14 protein-coding genes, 1 tRNA gene and 1 pseudogene are annotated in these 14,657 nt (G+C 62.0%); 11 read left to right on the top strand and 5 right to left on the bottom strand.

Translation table 11 applies throughout. The features are described from left to right. Window positions 1–74: 74 nt before the first annotated feature. From rpiB to FHS54_RS07240, 4 genes and pseudogenes are all read left to right on the top strand, one after another. Window positions 75–512 carry a ribose 5-phosphate isomerase B gene (rpiB, locus tag FHS54_RS07255; RefSeq protein WP_167303130.1) on the top strand — a complete coding sequence of 146 codons (438 nt, stop codon included), beginning with the start codon at window positions 75–77 and terminating at the stop codon, window positions 510–512. 12 nt (window positions 513–524) lie between these two features. Further along, entirely contained in the window at window positions 525–1,844 is a 1,320-nt protein-coding gene (glyA, locus tag FHS54_RS07250) for a serine hydroxymethyltransferase (protein ID WP_167303129.1), read from the top strand. 92 nt (window positions 1,845–1,936) lie between these two features. Next, window positions 1,937–2,398, top strand: a complete 462-nt coding sequence (gene nrdR, locus FHS54_RS07245; protein ID WP_167303128.1) for a transcriptional regulator NrdR — start codon at window positions 1,937–1,939, stop codon at window positions 2,396–2,398. Between the two features lie 33 nt (window positions 2,399–2,431). Then, window positions 2,432–3,181: pseudogene (locus tag FHS54_RS07240) on the top strand (RNA methyltransferase); the annotation flags it as partial. 27 nt (window positions 3,182–3,208) lie between these two features. Here the strand turns inward: FHS54_RS07240 and FHS54_RS07235 are convergent. Continuing rightward, window positions 3,209–3,505, bottom strand: a complete 297-nt coding sequence (locus tag FHS54_RS07235) for a chorismate mutase (RefSeq protein WP_167303126.1) — start codon at window positions 3,503–3,505, stop codon at window positions 3,209–3,211. A 179-nt stretch (window positions 3,506–3,684) separates the two neighbouring features. On the opposite strand from FHS54_RS07235, the gene rpsD reads away from it, so the two are divergent. The 6 genes from rpsD to FHS54_RS07205 all read left to right on the top strand — a co-directional run bounded on the left by rpsD (window position 3,685) and on the right by FHS54_RS07205 (window position 7,968). Then, window positions 3,685–4,299 (top strand): 30S ribosomal protein S4, encoded by a 615-nt coding sequence (rpsD, locus tag FHS54_RS07230; RefSeq protein WP_167303125.1) that lies wholly within the window; start codon window positions 3,685–3,687, stop codon window positions 4,297–4,299. A gap of 415 nt (window positions 4,300–4,714) precedes the next feature. Then, a complete protein-coding gene (locus FHS54_RS07225) occupies window positions 4,715–5,269 on the top strand; it encodes a PilZ domain-containing protein (protein ID WP_167303124.1) in 555 nt (184 codons plus the stop codon). Between the two features lie 88 nt (window positions 5,270–5,357). After that, window positions 5,358–6,341: an agmatine deiminase family protein gene (locus tag FHS54_RS07220; protein ID WP_167303123.1), complete on the top strand. Its 984-nt coding sequence runs from the start codon at window positions 5,358–5,360 to the stop codon at window positions 6,339–6,341. A gap of 87 nt (window positions 6,342–6,428) precedes the next feature. Continuing rightward, window positions 6,429–7,277: an N-carbamoylputrescine amidase gene (gene aguB / locus FHS54_RS07215; RefSeq protein ID WP_167303122.1), complete on the top strand. Its 849-nt coding sequence runs from the start codon at window positions 6,429–6,431 to the stop codon at window positions 7,275–7,277. 57 nt (window positions 7,278–7,334) lie between these two features. After that, complete coding sequence (folK, locus tag FHS54_RS07210; protein WP_167303121.1) at window positions 7,335–7,847, top strand: 2-amino-4-hydroxy-6-hydroxymethyldihydropteridine diphosphokinase; 513 nt, start codon at window positions 7,335–7,337, stop codon at window positions 7,845–7,847. Window positions 7,848–7,892: 45 nt separating this feature from the next. After that, window positions 7,893–7,968: transfer RNA gene (locus FHS54_RS07205), tRNA-Lys, on the top strand. A gap of 100 nt (window positions 7,969–8,068) precedes the next feature. Here FHS54_RS07205 and FHS54_RS07200 read toward each other — a convergent pair. Further along, window positions 8,069–8,317, bottom strand: a complete 249-nt coding sequence (locus FHS54_RS07200; RefSeq protein WP_167303120.1) for a DUF6961 family protein — start codon at window positions 8,315–8,317, stop codon at window positions 8,069–8,071. On the opposite strand from FHS54_RS07200, the gene FHS54_RS07195 reads away from it, so the two are divergent. After that, on the top strand, window positions 8,316–8,750 hold the full coding sequence (locus tag FHS54_RS07195) for a hypothetical protein (RefSeq protein ID WP_167303119.1): 435 nt from the start codon (window positions 8,316–8,318) through the stop codon (window positions 8,748–8,750). The genes FHS54_RS07200 and FHS54_RS07195 overlap by 2 nt on opposite strands. Before the next feature lie 178 nt (window positions 8,751–8,928). On the opposite strand, the gene FHS54_RS07190 is transcribed toward FHS54_RS07195, so the two are convergent. The 3 genes from FHS54_RS07190 to FHS54_RS07180 are packed head-to-tail and all read right to left on the bottom strand — an operon-like array spanning window position 8,929 to window position 14,623. Further along, the gene (locus FHS54_RS07190) at window positions 8,929–9,135 is read right to left on the bottom strand and encodes a hypothetical protein (RefSeq protein ID WP_167303118.1); all 207 of its coding nucleotides are present in this window, start codon (window positions 9,133–9,135) and stop codon (window positions 8,929–8,931) included. 14 nt (window positions 9,136–9,149) lie between these two features. Continuing rightward, window positions 9,150–13,658 (bottom strand): thermonuclease family protein, encoded by a 4,509-nt coding sequence (locus tag FHS54_RS07185; RefSeq protein WP_167303117.1) that lies wholly within the window; start codon window positions 13,656–13,658, stop codon window positions 9,150–9,152. After that, window positions 13,658–14,623: a hypothetical protein gene (locus tag FHS54_RS07180; RefSeq protein WP_167303116.1), complete on the bottom strand. Its 966-nt coding sequence runs from the start codon at window positions 14,621–14,623 to the stop codon at window positions 13,658–13,660. The genes FHS54_RS07185 and FHS54_RS07180 overlap by 1 nt, the downstream gene beginning before the upstream one ends. Between the last annotated feature and the right edge of the window lie 34 nt (window positions 14,624–14,657).

Here is a 14,657-nt window from a genome sequence, read left to right as displayed (position 1 = left end):
ACTGTGGCAATTGATCAGCGCACCCCCTATGAGGCGCGGGACGAATCACCCCCATTTGATGCAGGGGACGGCATATGAAAATCGCAATCGCTTCCGATCACGCCGCCGTCGATCTGAAGGCGGAACTGACAGACTGGCTGCGTTCGCAGGGGCATGAGGTAAACGACCTTGGCCCTGCGACTGCTGACCGCGTCGATTATCCAGATTATGGCTACAAGCTTGCAGCCGTCGTGGCCGCTGGGGATGCGGATCGCGGCATTGCCCTTTGCGGATCGGGCATCGGCATTTCCATCGCCGTGAACCGCAATCCGGCCTGCCGGTGCGCTCTGGTTTCAGAGCCGCTTTCAGCTGCACTGTCGCGTGAACATAACGACGCCAACGTCATCGCCCTGGGCGCTCGCCTGACCGGCGTGGATATGGCCCAGGCCTGCGTCACCGCCTTTCTCTCCACCGAATTCGGCGGTGGCCGCCATAGTGGCCGCGTCGAAAAACTCTCCCAGCCCGCGCTTTAAGGAGCCAGCCCTATGAGCACCGCCACCCTCGCCCAGCCCAGCCTGTCCGACATCCGCGCAGAAGGCTATTTCACTCGCAGCCTGGCCGATGCCGATCCGGCGGTCTTTGCCGGCGTCGCCAATGAATTGAAGCGCGAGCAGGCCCAGATCGAACTGATTGCGTCCGAAAATATCGTGTCGAAGGCAGTGCTGGAGGCGCAAGGGTCAGTCTTCACCAACAAATATGCCGAGGGGTATCCGGGGAAGCGCTATTATCAGGGCTGCGCGCCGTCGGATGAAGTCGAACAATTGGCCATCGACCGGGCCAAGCAGATCTTCAACTGCGGCTTTGTCAACGTGCAGCCCCATTCGGGCGCGCAGGCGAACGGTGCGGTCATGCTGGCGCTGACCAAGCCGGGCGACACCATCATGGGCCTGTCGCTGGACGCTGGCGGCCACCTGACGCACGGCGCAAAGCCGGCGCTGTCGGGCAAATGGTATAACGCCGTCCAATATGGCGTGCGCGAAGATACCCATCTTATCGACTATGACGCTTTGGAAGCGCAGGCGATCGAGGCCAAGCCGACCCTCATCATCGCGGGTGGATCCGCCTATCCCCGTCACCTCGACTTTGCCCGTTTCCGGGCCATCGCTGACAAGGTCGGCGCGCTGCTGATGGTCGACATGGCGCACTTCGCCGGTCTCGTCGCCGGTGGTGCACATCCAACGCCGTTCGGTTTTGCTGACGTCGTGACCACGACCACGCACAAGACCTTGCGCGGTCCCCGCGGCGGCATGATCCTGACCAATGACGAAGCCATTGCGAAGAAGATCAATTCGGCGGTGTTCCCAGGCCTGCAGGGCGGGCCGCTGATGCACGTCATCGCTGCCAAGGCGGTTGCATTCGGTGAAGCGCTGCGGCCTGAGTTCAAGACTTATGCCCAAGCCATTGTCACCAATGCCAAGGCGCTGGCCGCGAAGCTGGAGCAGCGCGGCCTTGCCGTGGTTTCGGGCGGCACCGACACGCACCTCGCGCTGATCGACCTGCGTCCCTACGGTATTTCGGGGAAGGACGCCGACGAGGCGCTGGAACGCAGCTTCATCACCTGCAACAAGAATGGCGTGCCGGGCGATCCCCTGCCCCCGACGAAGACCAGCGGCATTCGCGTGGGCTCGCCCGCAGGCACTACGCGCGGCTTTGGCGTTGCCGAGTTCGAGGCGATTGGCGACATGATCGCAGATGTCCTGGAAGGTCTCCGCGATAACGGTGAACATGGCGACGCGGCGGTCGAAGCTAACGTCCGAGACCGCGTGTCCGCCCTTTGCGCCCGCTTCCCGATTTACGAAGGTTGATCGCCTCCGTTCGTATCCAGGGGTGGTCGAGGCGCGGCGGCTGTGTCATCCCGTGTCTCGACTCGCCTGAAACGACCGGAGCTCATCACTGAATGCGTTGCCCCTTCTGTGCACATGACGACAGTCAGGTAAAAGACAGCCGCCCCACCGAAGATGGTGCCGCCATTCGCCGCAGGCGGCAGTGTGAAGCCTGTGGGGCACGCTTCACTACATTCGAACGCATCCAGCTGCGCGACATCTGGGTGGGTAAGAGCGAGGGGCGTAAGGAAGCGTTCGACCGCGACAAGCTGGCCCGCTCCATCGACATTGCCTGCCGCAAGCGGCAGATCGACCCAAGTCGGTTGGAAAAGATGATTTCGGGCATCCAGCGCCAGCTGGAAACGAGCGGCGAAGGCGAAGTACCTGCGCGCGCGATTGGCGAAATGGTAATGGAAGGCCTCAAGCGGCTGGACAGCGTCGCCTACATTCGCTTCGCGAGCGTGTATAAGGACTTCACCGACGCGCAGGACTTTGAGGATTTTGCCGGGTCGGTGAAGGAAGTCGGGAGTGAGTGAGGTGGGTTGCCCTGCTCTTTGCCCTTATCCGTGCCCCTACCCAGGTCGAACGGAATGATTGCGACTGCCACCTCCCGCCCCGTCATCGTCCTCGTCCGTCCACAGCTGGGTGAGAATATCGGCAAGGCCGCACGCGCCATGCTGAATTTCGGCCTTACCGAAATGCGGCTGGTCAGCCCGCGTGATGGCTGGCCCAATCCTGATGCCGGTCCATCGGCGGCGGGGGCGGACATCGTGATCGACCAAGCGCAGATTTTCGGCACGCTGGCCGAGGCGGTAGCCGATTGCGCACATGTCTATGCGACGACGGTGCGCAAGCGGGGTGTGACCAAGCCGGTAGTCACACCCGAAGAGGCCGCGCGGGAAGTGCATCAGGCGGCCGGTCGCTGCGCCTATGTCTTCGGGCCGGAACGGTCGGGACTGGAAACGGAGGATGTCGCGCTTGCCCGCAAGATCCTGACCGTGCCGATCAACCCGGAATTCGGATCACTCAACCTTGCCCAGGCGGTGATCCTGTGCGCTTATGAATGGTCGAAACAGGCTGATCTGGCGCAGCCCACGCTCAACGATCTTGGCGAGCCCGCTCCGCAGGTGGAGCTGGAGGGCATGCTGGACCAGTTCGAAACGCTTCTGGAAGACGCCGGATATTTCTTCCCGCCCGACCGCGCAACCGCGACCAAGCGTACCTTGCGCAATCTGTTGACGAAGCCGGGCTGGAATCATCTTGAAGTGCGCACACTGCGCGGCGTGCTGTCCACCCTTTCCCGCCCGCGGCGACGCTAGACGCGGGTTGGTCGTCGGAAAGGGTTCTCAGGCCTTCAGCCGGTCAAACTCATTCATTTCGTAGGCGATGGATGCTTCGACCAACCTGTCCCACAGATCCGCGACAATATCCGCAGGCACGCCCAGGCGCTCCGCTTCGACGCACACGTTGGCGATGACCTGCGCCTTGCGCGCCTCGTCCCGCACGTCGGCGCGATCAGGCTTGATCCGCGCAGCCGCCCGCATATGGGCAAAACGCTGGCCTAACAGCGCAACGATCTGTCGGTCGATCGTGTCGACGCCCGCGCGGACTTGCGCCATGCTGGTGTAGTTTTCCGGGTTCATGGGCAGCTGACTAGGCCCGCATAGCGGCGGTGTCGAGGGTTGACATGCGCCTGCCCCTTCTTCATAGGCGCGCCTTCGCGATTGGTCCCGCACTCCGGTGAAGCGGTGGCCCTGCCCCTTGTTTGAGGCAAGCAGGCGACGACCGGAAACAACGTTGTTAGCATATCGAAGGAAATATCATGTCGAAGCGTTCCAGCGCCAAGCATAAACTCGACCGCCGCATGGGCGAAAACATTTGGGGTCGCCCCAAGAGCCCGGTCAACAAGCGTGAATATGGTCCCGGCCAGCACGGTCAGCGCCGCAAGGGCAAGATGTCCGACTATGGCATCCAGCTGCGCGCCAAGCAGAAGCTGAAGGGCTATTACGGCGACATTACCGAAAAGCAGTTCAAGAAGAACTATATCGAAGCCGCTCGCATGAAGGGCGATACCGGCCAGAATCTGATCGGCCTGCTTGAGCGCCGTCTGGACGCTGTCGTCTACCGCGCCAAGTTCGCGCCCACCATCTTTTCGGCGCGTCAGGTCGTTTCGCACGGTCACATCTATGTGAACGGCGTGAAGTGCAACATTGCCTCGCGCTTGGTGAAGCCCGGCGACGAAATCACCCTGGGCAAGAAGGCACAGGAAATGGCGCTGGTTCTGGAGGCGCAGAGCCTGCCCGAGCGCGACATTCCTGACTATGTCTCGCCCGATGGCGCCACCAAGGTTACCTATGTCCGCGTTCCGACGCTCGACGAGGTGCCCTATCCGGTCAAGATGGAGCCGAATCTGGTCGTCGAATTCTATTCGCGCTGATCGTTCCAAACTTTTGTAATTTCGGGAAAAGGCGGTCCTTGCGGGCCGCCTTTTCTTTTGCGCGCTCTACCTGGCCCGCCCTTGGCCGTGCTCCCGCCGCGCAGAAGCGGGGTGAAAGAAGTTTAACGCGCATTCGCAATATGACCCCTTGCCCCTACTGGACCTTAGGCGACAAGGTTCCGCGTCCTTCCCGACAGTGCCGGATGGATCGTTAAGCCGCGCATTTCCGCCAATTCGCTACCGCGCGCCCCCTACCCACCCTTCAACCATGCCCTGTCTGGCGACAGATCGGCTGCGTCCGACTGTCCCCTTTTCGTACAGATGGCAGGAGTCGTTTCCATCTTACGCTACGGAATTCATAGGTTTAACTGCTCCCGATAAAAGAAACGCGGTCGCAACGAAGGGTGGATGATCCATGGAGATCAATAACGCAGTCACGATATTGCATGTCGGCAAATTGGTCACGGCGGATAGGGAACGCTTATGCGTCGTCCACTCGCTCGCATCAAAGGAAGCGCTGATACGAACAACCCTGCCCCTGGAATCGGGGCAGAGCGTTACGCTGGTGTTACGAAATGGCTTCACCGTTGCAGCCGTGGTCGGCTTCGTTCAGGGTGAGCAGGTATTGCTGCTGTTCGAAGGGCAAATGTCCACCTCTGCCATGCTGGCGGAGCAGCGCAACGGACGGGGCGGGCGAGAGGCCATACGCCTCCACATCACCATGCCCGTTTCCGTCGCGATGCCCGGTGGCGACTGTAGCTGCATGATGCAGGACATTTCCCTGTCGGGTGTGAAGGTCGTTGATGAAACCGGATCGCTGGCGGTTGGGGCCGAGGTTCAGATCTCGATCGAAGGCCTTGGCAAACGCGACGCAACCGTGTGTTGGCACAAGGAGTATGATTTCGGACTGCAATTCCACGTCCCGTTGGGGTTCAAGCTGCTGGATCAATGGACTGCGCAGCAAGGCTGACGGGGCCACCCCACTGCATTTGCCCCCTTTCAAGCGGGCTGCGATCCTGTAGATGGCGGGGAGGACCCGTATCCTCAGGAGAAAGCCCATGACCTTCCGTATGCCTGCCGAATGGGCGCCGCATGAATGGACCTGGATCGGCTTTCCAGCAAATGCCAAAGAATGGCCGGGCGCTTTTGATGATGCGCGGCGGCAGATCGCCGATTTCGCCAACGCCCTGCATGCGGGCGGTCGTGGAGAAGAAGTCCGGCTGGTCGCCGCCAGCGAGACGGACGCGCAGGTGGCCCGATCGCTGACCGATCCTGGCGTCCAGATCGTCGTGCAGAAGCTGGGCGACGTCTGGTTGCGGGATACCGCGCCGGTTGCGGTCATGCGCGATGACGAGCGCGCGCTGGTCGATTTTGGCTTCAATGGCTGGGGCGGCAAATATCGGATGGACGGCGATGAAGATATCGGCGCGCGGCTGGCTGCCACCACCGGCCTTCCCACATCGACCCAGCTATGGGTGTTCGAAGGGGGAGCGGTCGATACGGATGGCACTGGCCTGTTCGTCACGACGGAACAATGCCTGCTCAATCCCAATCGGAACCCCGACCTTGACCGGGGCAAGATTGAAACATTGCTGGCAGGCGCGCTGGGGCTGTCAGACATGCTGTGGCTGGGCGACGGGCTGCTGAACGATCACACCGATGGCCATGTCGATAATCTGGCCCGCTTTGTGGCACCGGGCGTGCTGGCATTGCCGGAAGCAACCGCGACCGATGACCCCAACGCCGCCATTTATGCCGATGCCCTTGCCAGGGCAAAGGCGTTCGGGCTGGACGTAGCGTCCATACCCTCCCCCGGTCGGGTCGTCGTGGATGGCGAAGTCGTCCCCGCGAGCTACATGAACTTCTACATCGGCAATGCGGCGGTCATCGTTCCGCTTTATGGCTGCGCCAACGATCAGGCGGCGGTCGATGCGCTGCGTCCCTTTTTCCCTGGTCGTGACGTTTTGGGATTGCCCAGTAATGCGATCCTTTCGGGCGGAGGCAGCTTCCATTGCACGAGCCAGCAGATGCCGTCTGCCTGAATCCTTGCAGCGGCTAAATCCTACCCTATTTGCTGACCATCGCCTCTGCCGCCCAGATGGGCAATCGCCTCCAGGAACCATGAACCAATGACCAAAGTCACCGTCGCCGCGCTTCAACTCTCCTTTTCCGACGATATGGCGAGCAATATCGAAATGGTCGCCGGCCAAGTCGTGAAGGCAGCGGCGCGGGGCGCAAAGATCGTGCTGCCGCCCGAACTGTTCGAAGGCCCCTATTTCTGCAAGGTCGAGGATGAGGCCTTGTTCGCCCAGGCCCTGCCGGTCGAAGAACATCCAGCCGTTCAGGAAATGCGCAAGGTCGCCAAGGCGCATGGCGTCTACATTCCCACCAGCTTTTTCGAACGGGACGGGCAGCATTATTATAACTCCCTCGCCCTGATCGACGACGAAGGGGAGATTATGGGCGTCTATCGCAAGAGCCATATCCCGGACGGGCCTGGCTATGAGGAGAAATATTATTTCCGGCCCGGCAATTCCGGCTTCAAAGTCTGGAACACGCGGCATGGGACCATCGGCGTCGGCATCTGCTGGGACCAATGGTATCCCGAAGCCGCGCGCGTCATGGCCCTGATGGGGGCAGAAATGCTTTTCTATCCCACGGCCATCGGTTCAGAACCCTATGACGCCGACCTCGACACCAGTCGGATGTGGCGGCGCGCAATGATCGGCCATGCGGTCAGCAACTGCATGCCCGTGATTGCCGCGAACCGCATCGGTGAAGAAGAGGGGCAGAATTTCTACGGGCACAGCTTCATCACGGACGAGTGGGGTGATTTCGCCGCAGAGGCCGATGGCAAGGATAATGGCGCGCTGGTGGCGACACTGGATCTGGAACAGGCGCGCAAGCACCGCGCAGGCATGGGATTCTTCCGGGATCGGCGGCCAGAGCTTTACGGTCGTATCGCGCAGGACATTTGACCCCGAAAGGGTGGATACGCTTTGCAGCGCGTGATTGAGGCGCTAGGCGCTGCTTCCATGACCGCATCCGGCGCGCTTCACCTTTATGCACTGGCGCTAGGCTCCAACCGGGCCTTGTCAGCTGCGCGCACGCCTGCCCGCCTCGTGCAGGAAGCCGCATTGCGCATCAGCGCATTGGGATATGTCCGTGCGATGGCGCCGGTCCTGCTTACCAGTCCGCTCGGCCCGTCCGCCCGGCAATTCGCCAACAGCGCCCTGGTTGTTGAAAGCGCACTGAAGCCCGATGAAATGTTGCAAGCCCTGCAGCGGATCGAAGGGCAACTTGGCCGCCGCCGCTATCGTCGGTGGGGCGCGCGCAGCATGGATATCGACATCATCCTGTGGTCGGGGGGGCGCTGGCAAAGCCGGTCGCTCATCATCCCCCACCCCGCTTTCCACCTGCGCGAATTTGCGCTGGCCCCGCTGTGCCGGGTCGCTCCGTGCTGGCGGCACCCTGTTTCGGGCCTATCCGTTCGCCACCTTTGTGCACAACTGCGAAAAGCGGCACCAATCCCGCTTCCTAGAGGTTGACCCGCCGCATTACCGCCTTTAGGGCGTGCAGACCTCGCAGCGTGAGGGCCCTTAGCTCAGTCGGTAGAGCAACTGACTTTTAATCAGTAGGTCGCTGGTTCGAACCCAGCAGGGCTCACCACCGCAGTTTTCCGCCATTTTTAACGATTTTCGACCTACCTAATTTAGGCTCGGAAAACCACTCTAGTAATCACCGGGTAATCACACCGGCCTTTCGCGGCTCATTTCGGCGACGATCGCGCTTGCAGAATTTGGTCGAGCCGAATCGCCACTTCCTTCCACAGCACCACCCCCTCACCCTTCCCCTCGCTGGCGAGATGTCCGATCCTCTCAGTCACCACTATCGGCGCACGGCCACCCTGCTGGCGCAGCACCGCCAAGGCGATGCCTCGAAGCTCCTGATCGCGCGATTTTGATTGCCATTCCTCGCCTGGAGCATGACACAAGCCGTAATGAAGGGGAAAGAACATGCGGCATGTATTTGCATTTCTCGCGCTAGCGCTGATTGCGTCGGGGTCAGCCGAGGCAAAATCTCGTTTCCAGCCTTACGAAGGCTCCGATGCGATCATGGAGGGAAAAGGCGGAACGCGCGTCACGAAGAACGGCATCGACTATTGGAACAGTGGAATGCCACCCCGCCGCTTCAAGGTGCTCGGCCTGATCGAAGACAAGCGAGGGCTTGGTCGTTTGGCAGGAGACGCCATTGGCTCGAAGTCCGTCGCCAAGGCAGCCAAGGCGGCAGGAGGTGACGCCGTTGTTTTCTTGTCATCGAACGCGCGGGTGACTGGCGCGGTGTCTGGTGGTCAGGCCAGCGCTTATGGCAATCAGGCGTATGGCAGCGGGTGGTCTGCTGCTGTCGGAGTACAGACCGCGAAGCTGGCTGTGATCAAATATCTGGACTGACAACTGGCTGACTCGACTCCCTCTCGTTCCTCTGCCGTAATGGCCTAGCGATTCGGGAGGGAAAACATTGCCTTGGTATGTTGTGAGTTATGATCTTCGCGGCAACGAAAGCCAGGAAGCTTATATACGGGTTGGCAACGCTCTGCGATCAGCGGTCGATTGGTGCAAACCCCTGCTGTCACATTGGATTATCGAAACACCCCTTAGCGCCAATGAAGTGCTTGCCACCCTGCTGCGCGTCGGCGCGATCGATGACGATGACGGGATCGTAGTGCTGGAAACTACAATGAGGGGACAGTTCCGCCGCATCCAAAGCCCCGCAGTCGAATGGTTGCGTGAGCGCGTCCACACGGGTTAAGAGGTCAGCAGGGATCAGGTCAGCCATGGTCTTTTCCGTTTTCAAGGATGGTTCACGATAGAGAAACCGGGAGGCGGCGGCGGAACCGTGAAGCCGGGAGGCGGTGGCGGCACATCGCCGCCATTGCTCAGCAACCCTGTTTTCGCACCCTTCCGCGCAGCCCTGACGATCCGATCAACTGCGTCCTGTCGATCATCAGCAACCATCCCCGGCCACTCAGGCGAGCGGATCAGATCGCTTATGCCTGAATAGCTTTGCCCGCCAGCCTTCTCGCGGAAGCGCCCATAGTCACCAGGCGACATGCCGTTGCGACGGAAGGCTGGGACCGTGACGCCAGCATCCAACAGATTGTTGTTTACCGGATCACCGCGCCGCGTTGACTGCCAGATCGGAGAAATGATGTCTGGCCCCAACCCGCCCTCGCTTGTGACTTGGTTGCCCCAAACGTCGCGCTGCTCGGGCAGCGACTTCGACACTCCCGGAACTCGGCGGCGGATCGAATCCAGCACGCCATCAGCCTCGCGCAACGTGGGGTCCATGGTGCGCGCCACCTGAGCCACCCCGGCGGGAACGGCAAGTGAAGCGGCAGTCCGCTTCAGCCAGCTATCAGCATAACGATTGGGATCATTCACCGCGTCCACCAGATCGCCCAAGCCAGACAGCCAGGTCTTGCTGGAAAGGTTCTGCATCACGGAGGCAGTCACGAGCAGCGCCACACTTTCACGCTGTTTCTCGGTCATATGGTCCTGCAACTCTACCATCCCGGCAGCAACCCCCAGCGTCGAAGCGAACGGATCGAGCCGCTGATAACTGATGTAACGATCCCCGATCTTGATCGAATAGGGCTGCCAGCCATCGGCACGCAGCAGCGCCTTCGCCTTCTCATCCGCTGGTCCGTTGCCCGTGATGAGCCCCTGAGCCGCCAATTCCGCGACGAGGCCACCAACACCGGAGCCGACCAGCGCGCGGGCCATGGCAAGGTCACGCTTCGCACCGCCTGCGCGGAAGTCCCGCCGCCACTCGGACAGCAGGGGCGCGGCAGGGGAACGCTCCAGCGAGAATTTCAAAAGGTTCGTGGGGGTCCGAACGAAGGGAACGACCATCTTCATGACCGGACTGCTGTTGCTCAGCATCGACGCGGCGCGGCCTACCTTACCGAGAGGGCGCTGGAAGGTCAGATAGCGACCGTAGTCGAAAGCCTGCTCCAGCATTTCGTCGGAAGGATTGGCGACCAGTTCCGCCGCTCGCTGCTTGCCTTCATCGCCGCGCAGCCCTTCCGCCGCCGCCTTGCGGACTGCCAGCCCGTTAAGTTCCATGCGCCGAGCCATGGCCTTGTAAAGCTCATCTGCCGAAGACAATAGTCGTGTGGGCGTGCGGATTATTCTCCCCGCCACGCCCGGTATCGCCTCTTGCGTGCGTGCTTCGACTTTGTTGGCGAAGTCAGACCCCTCGCCCGTACGCAGCGTTCGCGCTGCCTGCCGCAACCCTTCCCTGACGCCTTGGATCAGCCCGACCGATCGTGCGCCCAATTCGGAGAACAACACACGATCGGCTACCTTGCCCCGCGCCGCCAGATTGCGAGCGCCGCCAATACCCGCCGCGATGGCATGTTCCGGGATCTGCGCCAGCGCCGTCATCGTGTTCGAAACCGCATTGACGACGTGGGTTTGCGGCCCCGACAGAAGCGAGTTGATCCAAAATTCATTGAACCTGTCGGCCATGCCCGGCTTCATCGCCAAGCGCGCGGCTTGATTAAGCCTGCCGGGGTCACCCGCACCGTCCATTATCATGTCGGCGGCTTCCTTGAGCCGGTCGCTACCGCCACCGCTCTGCGATAGCGCATCTAGCACATTCCCCCGCACGTTGCGGCTGTCCGCCATCATGCGGAATTGCGCCAGCGTCCGCCCGGCTTCTGCCGTTGCACCGGCAATCTGCTCCTGAATAGCGACGTGGCGGACCATGGCCTGCCGGAATGAAGCCAGCGCTTCCTCGCCCGGATCGTCCATCCGCTGGATACGCCGCGCCATGTTGACCAGTTCGTTCCCCGACTTGGCGAGTATCTGTCGGGCGGCCAGCGCTTCCTCTGCGTTAAACGCCTGCCCTTTGCGGCGCTTCAGCAGATCGTCGGGCGTCATGCCCAATTCGTTGGCGAGGTTCTGCGTCTCGGCCTGGCTGATCCGCCCCCGGCGGGCGGCATCGAACCCACCGGTCACTCGCTCGGCCTGCACCAGCGCCCGCTTGATGCTCTGTGGGCTGTCCAGATTCGAGAGGCGAATATTGCCTGCGAAGTTCGGAGCCTGATCGCCCCATTCCTCATAGGCTGACACAGGGGGCTGATTAGCGTCGAGATCGCCCAGCGTCACCGGCTGGCCGCGATCCTCTGCTAAAGGTGCGCCCGCGTCGCGCGCCTTCTCCACCGCATAGCGTTGCTCACGGGCCGCGTTGAAGGCGTCCACCTCCGCCAGATCATCCGAGCGGAAGGAGCGATTGAGACCTCTATGAGTGTTGTCGAGTGCGTCGAGAAATTCCGCGATGGTCGGGCGTTCGGCATGGTCGGGGAAATAGCCCGAACGCCATGCAAAATCCGCCGCCTGGTCCAGCGGCAACCCGTTCTCATCATCAATCAGCTTGCCGAAGCGCTGTTCTCCGCGCGCATGGTCCAGAACCCGCCCGACATTGGTAACGCCCATAGCGCGGAGCTCGCCGCCCTGATCAATGACCCCGCCCTGACTGCGCAGGAAAGTGATGAGGTCGGACGGGCCGCGCTTTGGCATCTGGCGCGCCGGATCATCCCCGCGCGGAAGGGTGCGGCTATCGAGCGTCGCTGCTTCGTTTGGAGCCTTGATGACCGGATATAGTCCTGCGCCGATCGATCCAGCCTCTTCCTGGCTCGCAACCACGTTGGACGGCAGCGGCAGCACGTCCGCAGGATTGACCCGCTCCGCCTGGCGCATGCGCTGCATATCGGTGGCAGGGTCAAGCATCGGACGCGCGCGATTGTTCACATCAATGCGATCGATGAGCCTGGGCGATGAAATGGACGGGACAGCAGGCACACCCTCGCGCGCCATGTTCGCAGTCACCAGATCGGCGAGCGTGCGCGGCTGCACCGTAGGAGCGGTGGGCATATCATTCAGCGCTTCATCGACGCCGAGGCCCGGCACCTGCTCCGCAGCCGTCTGCGCAGCACTCCGCCCCCTGACCCTGTTGATGGCATCGCGGGCAATCGGCCCTAGCTCTTGTGCCGCTGCGCCCGTCAAATAGCCCAGCGTGCCGCCCGTGACGCCGCCCACGGCAGCGGAAGGGAGGCGATCCACTACGCCGCCCTCACCAGAGCCGAAGCCTGCCAGCGTGCCTTCGACAGCCCCGGCGCGGGCTAGTTGGGAACGCACAGCCTGCTTTGCCGCCAGTTCGGCTGCGAAGCGCGATGATCCGGCCCTGAGCGCCTGACGCGCGGCAGCAAGGCCCACGCCTTCGACCGACGCACCGGGCAGTGCAATGCCGCTCGCGAGCTGCCCCGCAAAGCGCGAATAGGGATGGTTCGCGTCGTCATATTCAAGGATGCTGCGGTTCTGGTCGATGTTGTTCGCCAGAATGTCGCCAAAGCGGCGATCGCTGCCCCATATATTCTCCCGGCCCTGCGTCAGGCCCAGCGTGTCCACAACGGCTCCCATCTCATCCAGCATGTTGATGGGATCGGACAGGCCGCGCACACCAGCACCGATGACGCCATCGCCGGGATTGGTCATCAGCCTGGGCGGCGCAGCATAGCGCAGCGTCGGATCGGCCCCGCGCTTGGCGCGCTCGACATAGAGCTTCCGGGTAGTGTCGGGGTCGATGATGAACCCATTCGCCTTGGCATAGGCCAGCAAATCGTCGGGCGTGGACTTCGGATCGGTCCAGATTTTCTGGTAGCCCGCTGCGATCTCGGGCCGCAGCCCCTGGAAGGGTGTCGGATCATCGAAGAAAACCGCCTGGCTTCCCGCCTGCGGTTTATCGATCCATTCCGGTGTCGCCCACGGATCAGGCTTGCCAGCCCGGAAGTCCTTCGGCGTCTGGAACCGCCCTCCGAACGCGCCGCGCCGGTTGAGACGCGCGCCCCGTTCCGCCTCCATATAGTCACCCAGCCGCACAGGATCGGCCTTGAGATATTCCGGCGCGGCCAGTGCGAAGCCGCCATCGAGCAGGCCGCGCCCGGCATCATTCCTCCCGGCAGATAGTGAAACGACAGGACGGCCATAGGTCTGCGAGCCGGTCGGCGTCACCGTCGCATCGCGCTTGAGGAACGGCAGCAGGGCGCTGCGGGACTGCTGACCAAGTGGAACTAGCTGTCCACGCTGCATGCCCTGCTGGTTCAGCTCGAACGCATCCACGCCGTAGAGGCGGCCATTTTGCCCGCTGTTCAGGCGGAAGGTATCACCATCATACGCCTCTCCGGTAGGCGTCAGATTGAAGCCAGGAGGCGGCGGAGGAACGTTGCTCGCCTTGGAACGCGGCGCGGCCTGCTCGATAATCCGGAAGCCGGGAGGCGGTGGCGGACTGCTGGCCATCAGCGCACCGATACCCAGGCTTTACCGTTCCACTGAACCTTATTGCCCTTGCCGTCAGTGGCGACGGGTCCGGTGCTGGTGGATGGCGCGGCAGGCTTTCCACCGCGACCGCCCCGCCCGTACATGCCGATCACCTGCTGCTCGCCCGGTGTCAGACCCTTTCCTGCCGCGATTTTGGCAAGGATAGGCGCGTAGACATTTCCGGTCGTGCGTGGAGAGCCTCCGCCGTTACCGCCGCCAGAACGCCCGGCGGTTGGACGTGGATGCAGATTAGCGTAGGTCGGCATCCCGCGCAGTGTCATGCGGTTGCCCTGCCTCACCGCCTCAAGAGATACGCGGTTATCCTGCCGCACGCCCTCAAGGCCCTCACGGCCATCCTGTGCGGTCGGCCCGTTGGAGCGCAGCACATAATCCTGGACCGCCTCGTTATACTCGTCAGTTCCAGGCTGGAGGCCCAACACCCCGGCGTATTCCTCGAAGTCGGCAGGCGCTTCATAGACGGTCTGCGACTGCTGCGTGGTCGGGTCGAAGCGCACACGATTGCGCCCCACCGTGAAATAGTCCGGCTTACTGGCGTCAACCCGCGCACGCTCCTGCATCTCCGTTAGCCGGGCCTTGTCCTGCCGAACCTGCTCCTCAATCCCCTGGACATACGGCATGTAGGTAGGTCGCCCCCCTCCCATCGACTGCAAGGCGTCTCCAACGATGCCCATAACCTTCCACCCCACCCCATCCTTTGAAAACGCACCGGGCTTCTTGACGCCGGGCATGGTGGGCAGTTCGGGAATGCCGGGCTGATCGCCAGGCATTATCGCGTTTTTCAGTGGCTCATTCGTGAGCGGTGCCTGCAGATAGTCGGCCAAGGACATTTGCCGCTGTGGTTCCTGCATCGGCTGCTGGAGAGATTGTTGAGGCGATTGCAGCGCCGGGTTGTTCTGCATCAAGCGCGCCAGCGTGGTAGGCATTAGCGGTTGTCCCTCTCTGTTTCCCATCCCAAAT

Origin of the sequence: Sphingobium vermicomposti (genome assembly GCF_011762025.1) — a bacterium.
In the GTDB taxonomy this organism is placed as follows: domain Bacteria; phylum Pseudomonadota; class Alphaproteobacteria; order Sphingomonadales; family Sphingomonadaceae; genus Sphingobium; species Sphingobium vermicomposti.
Note: the sequence above shows the minus strand (reverse complement) of the source record. Positions and strands in the feature narration are given on the sequence as shown.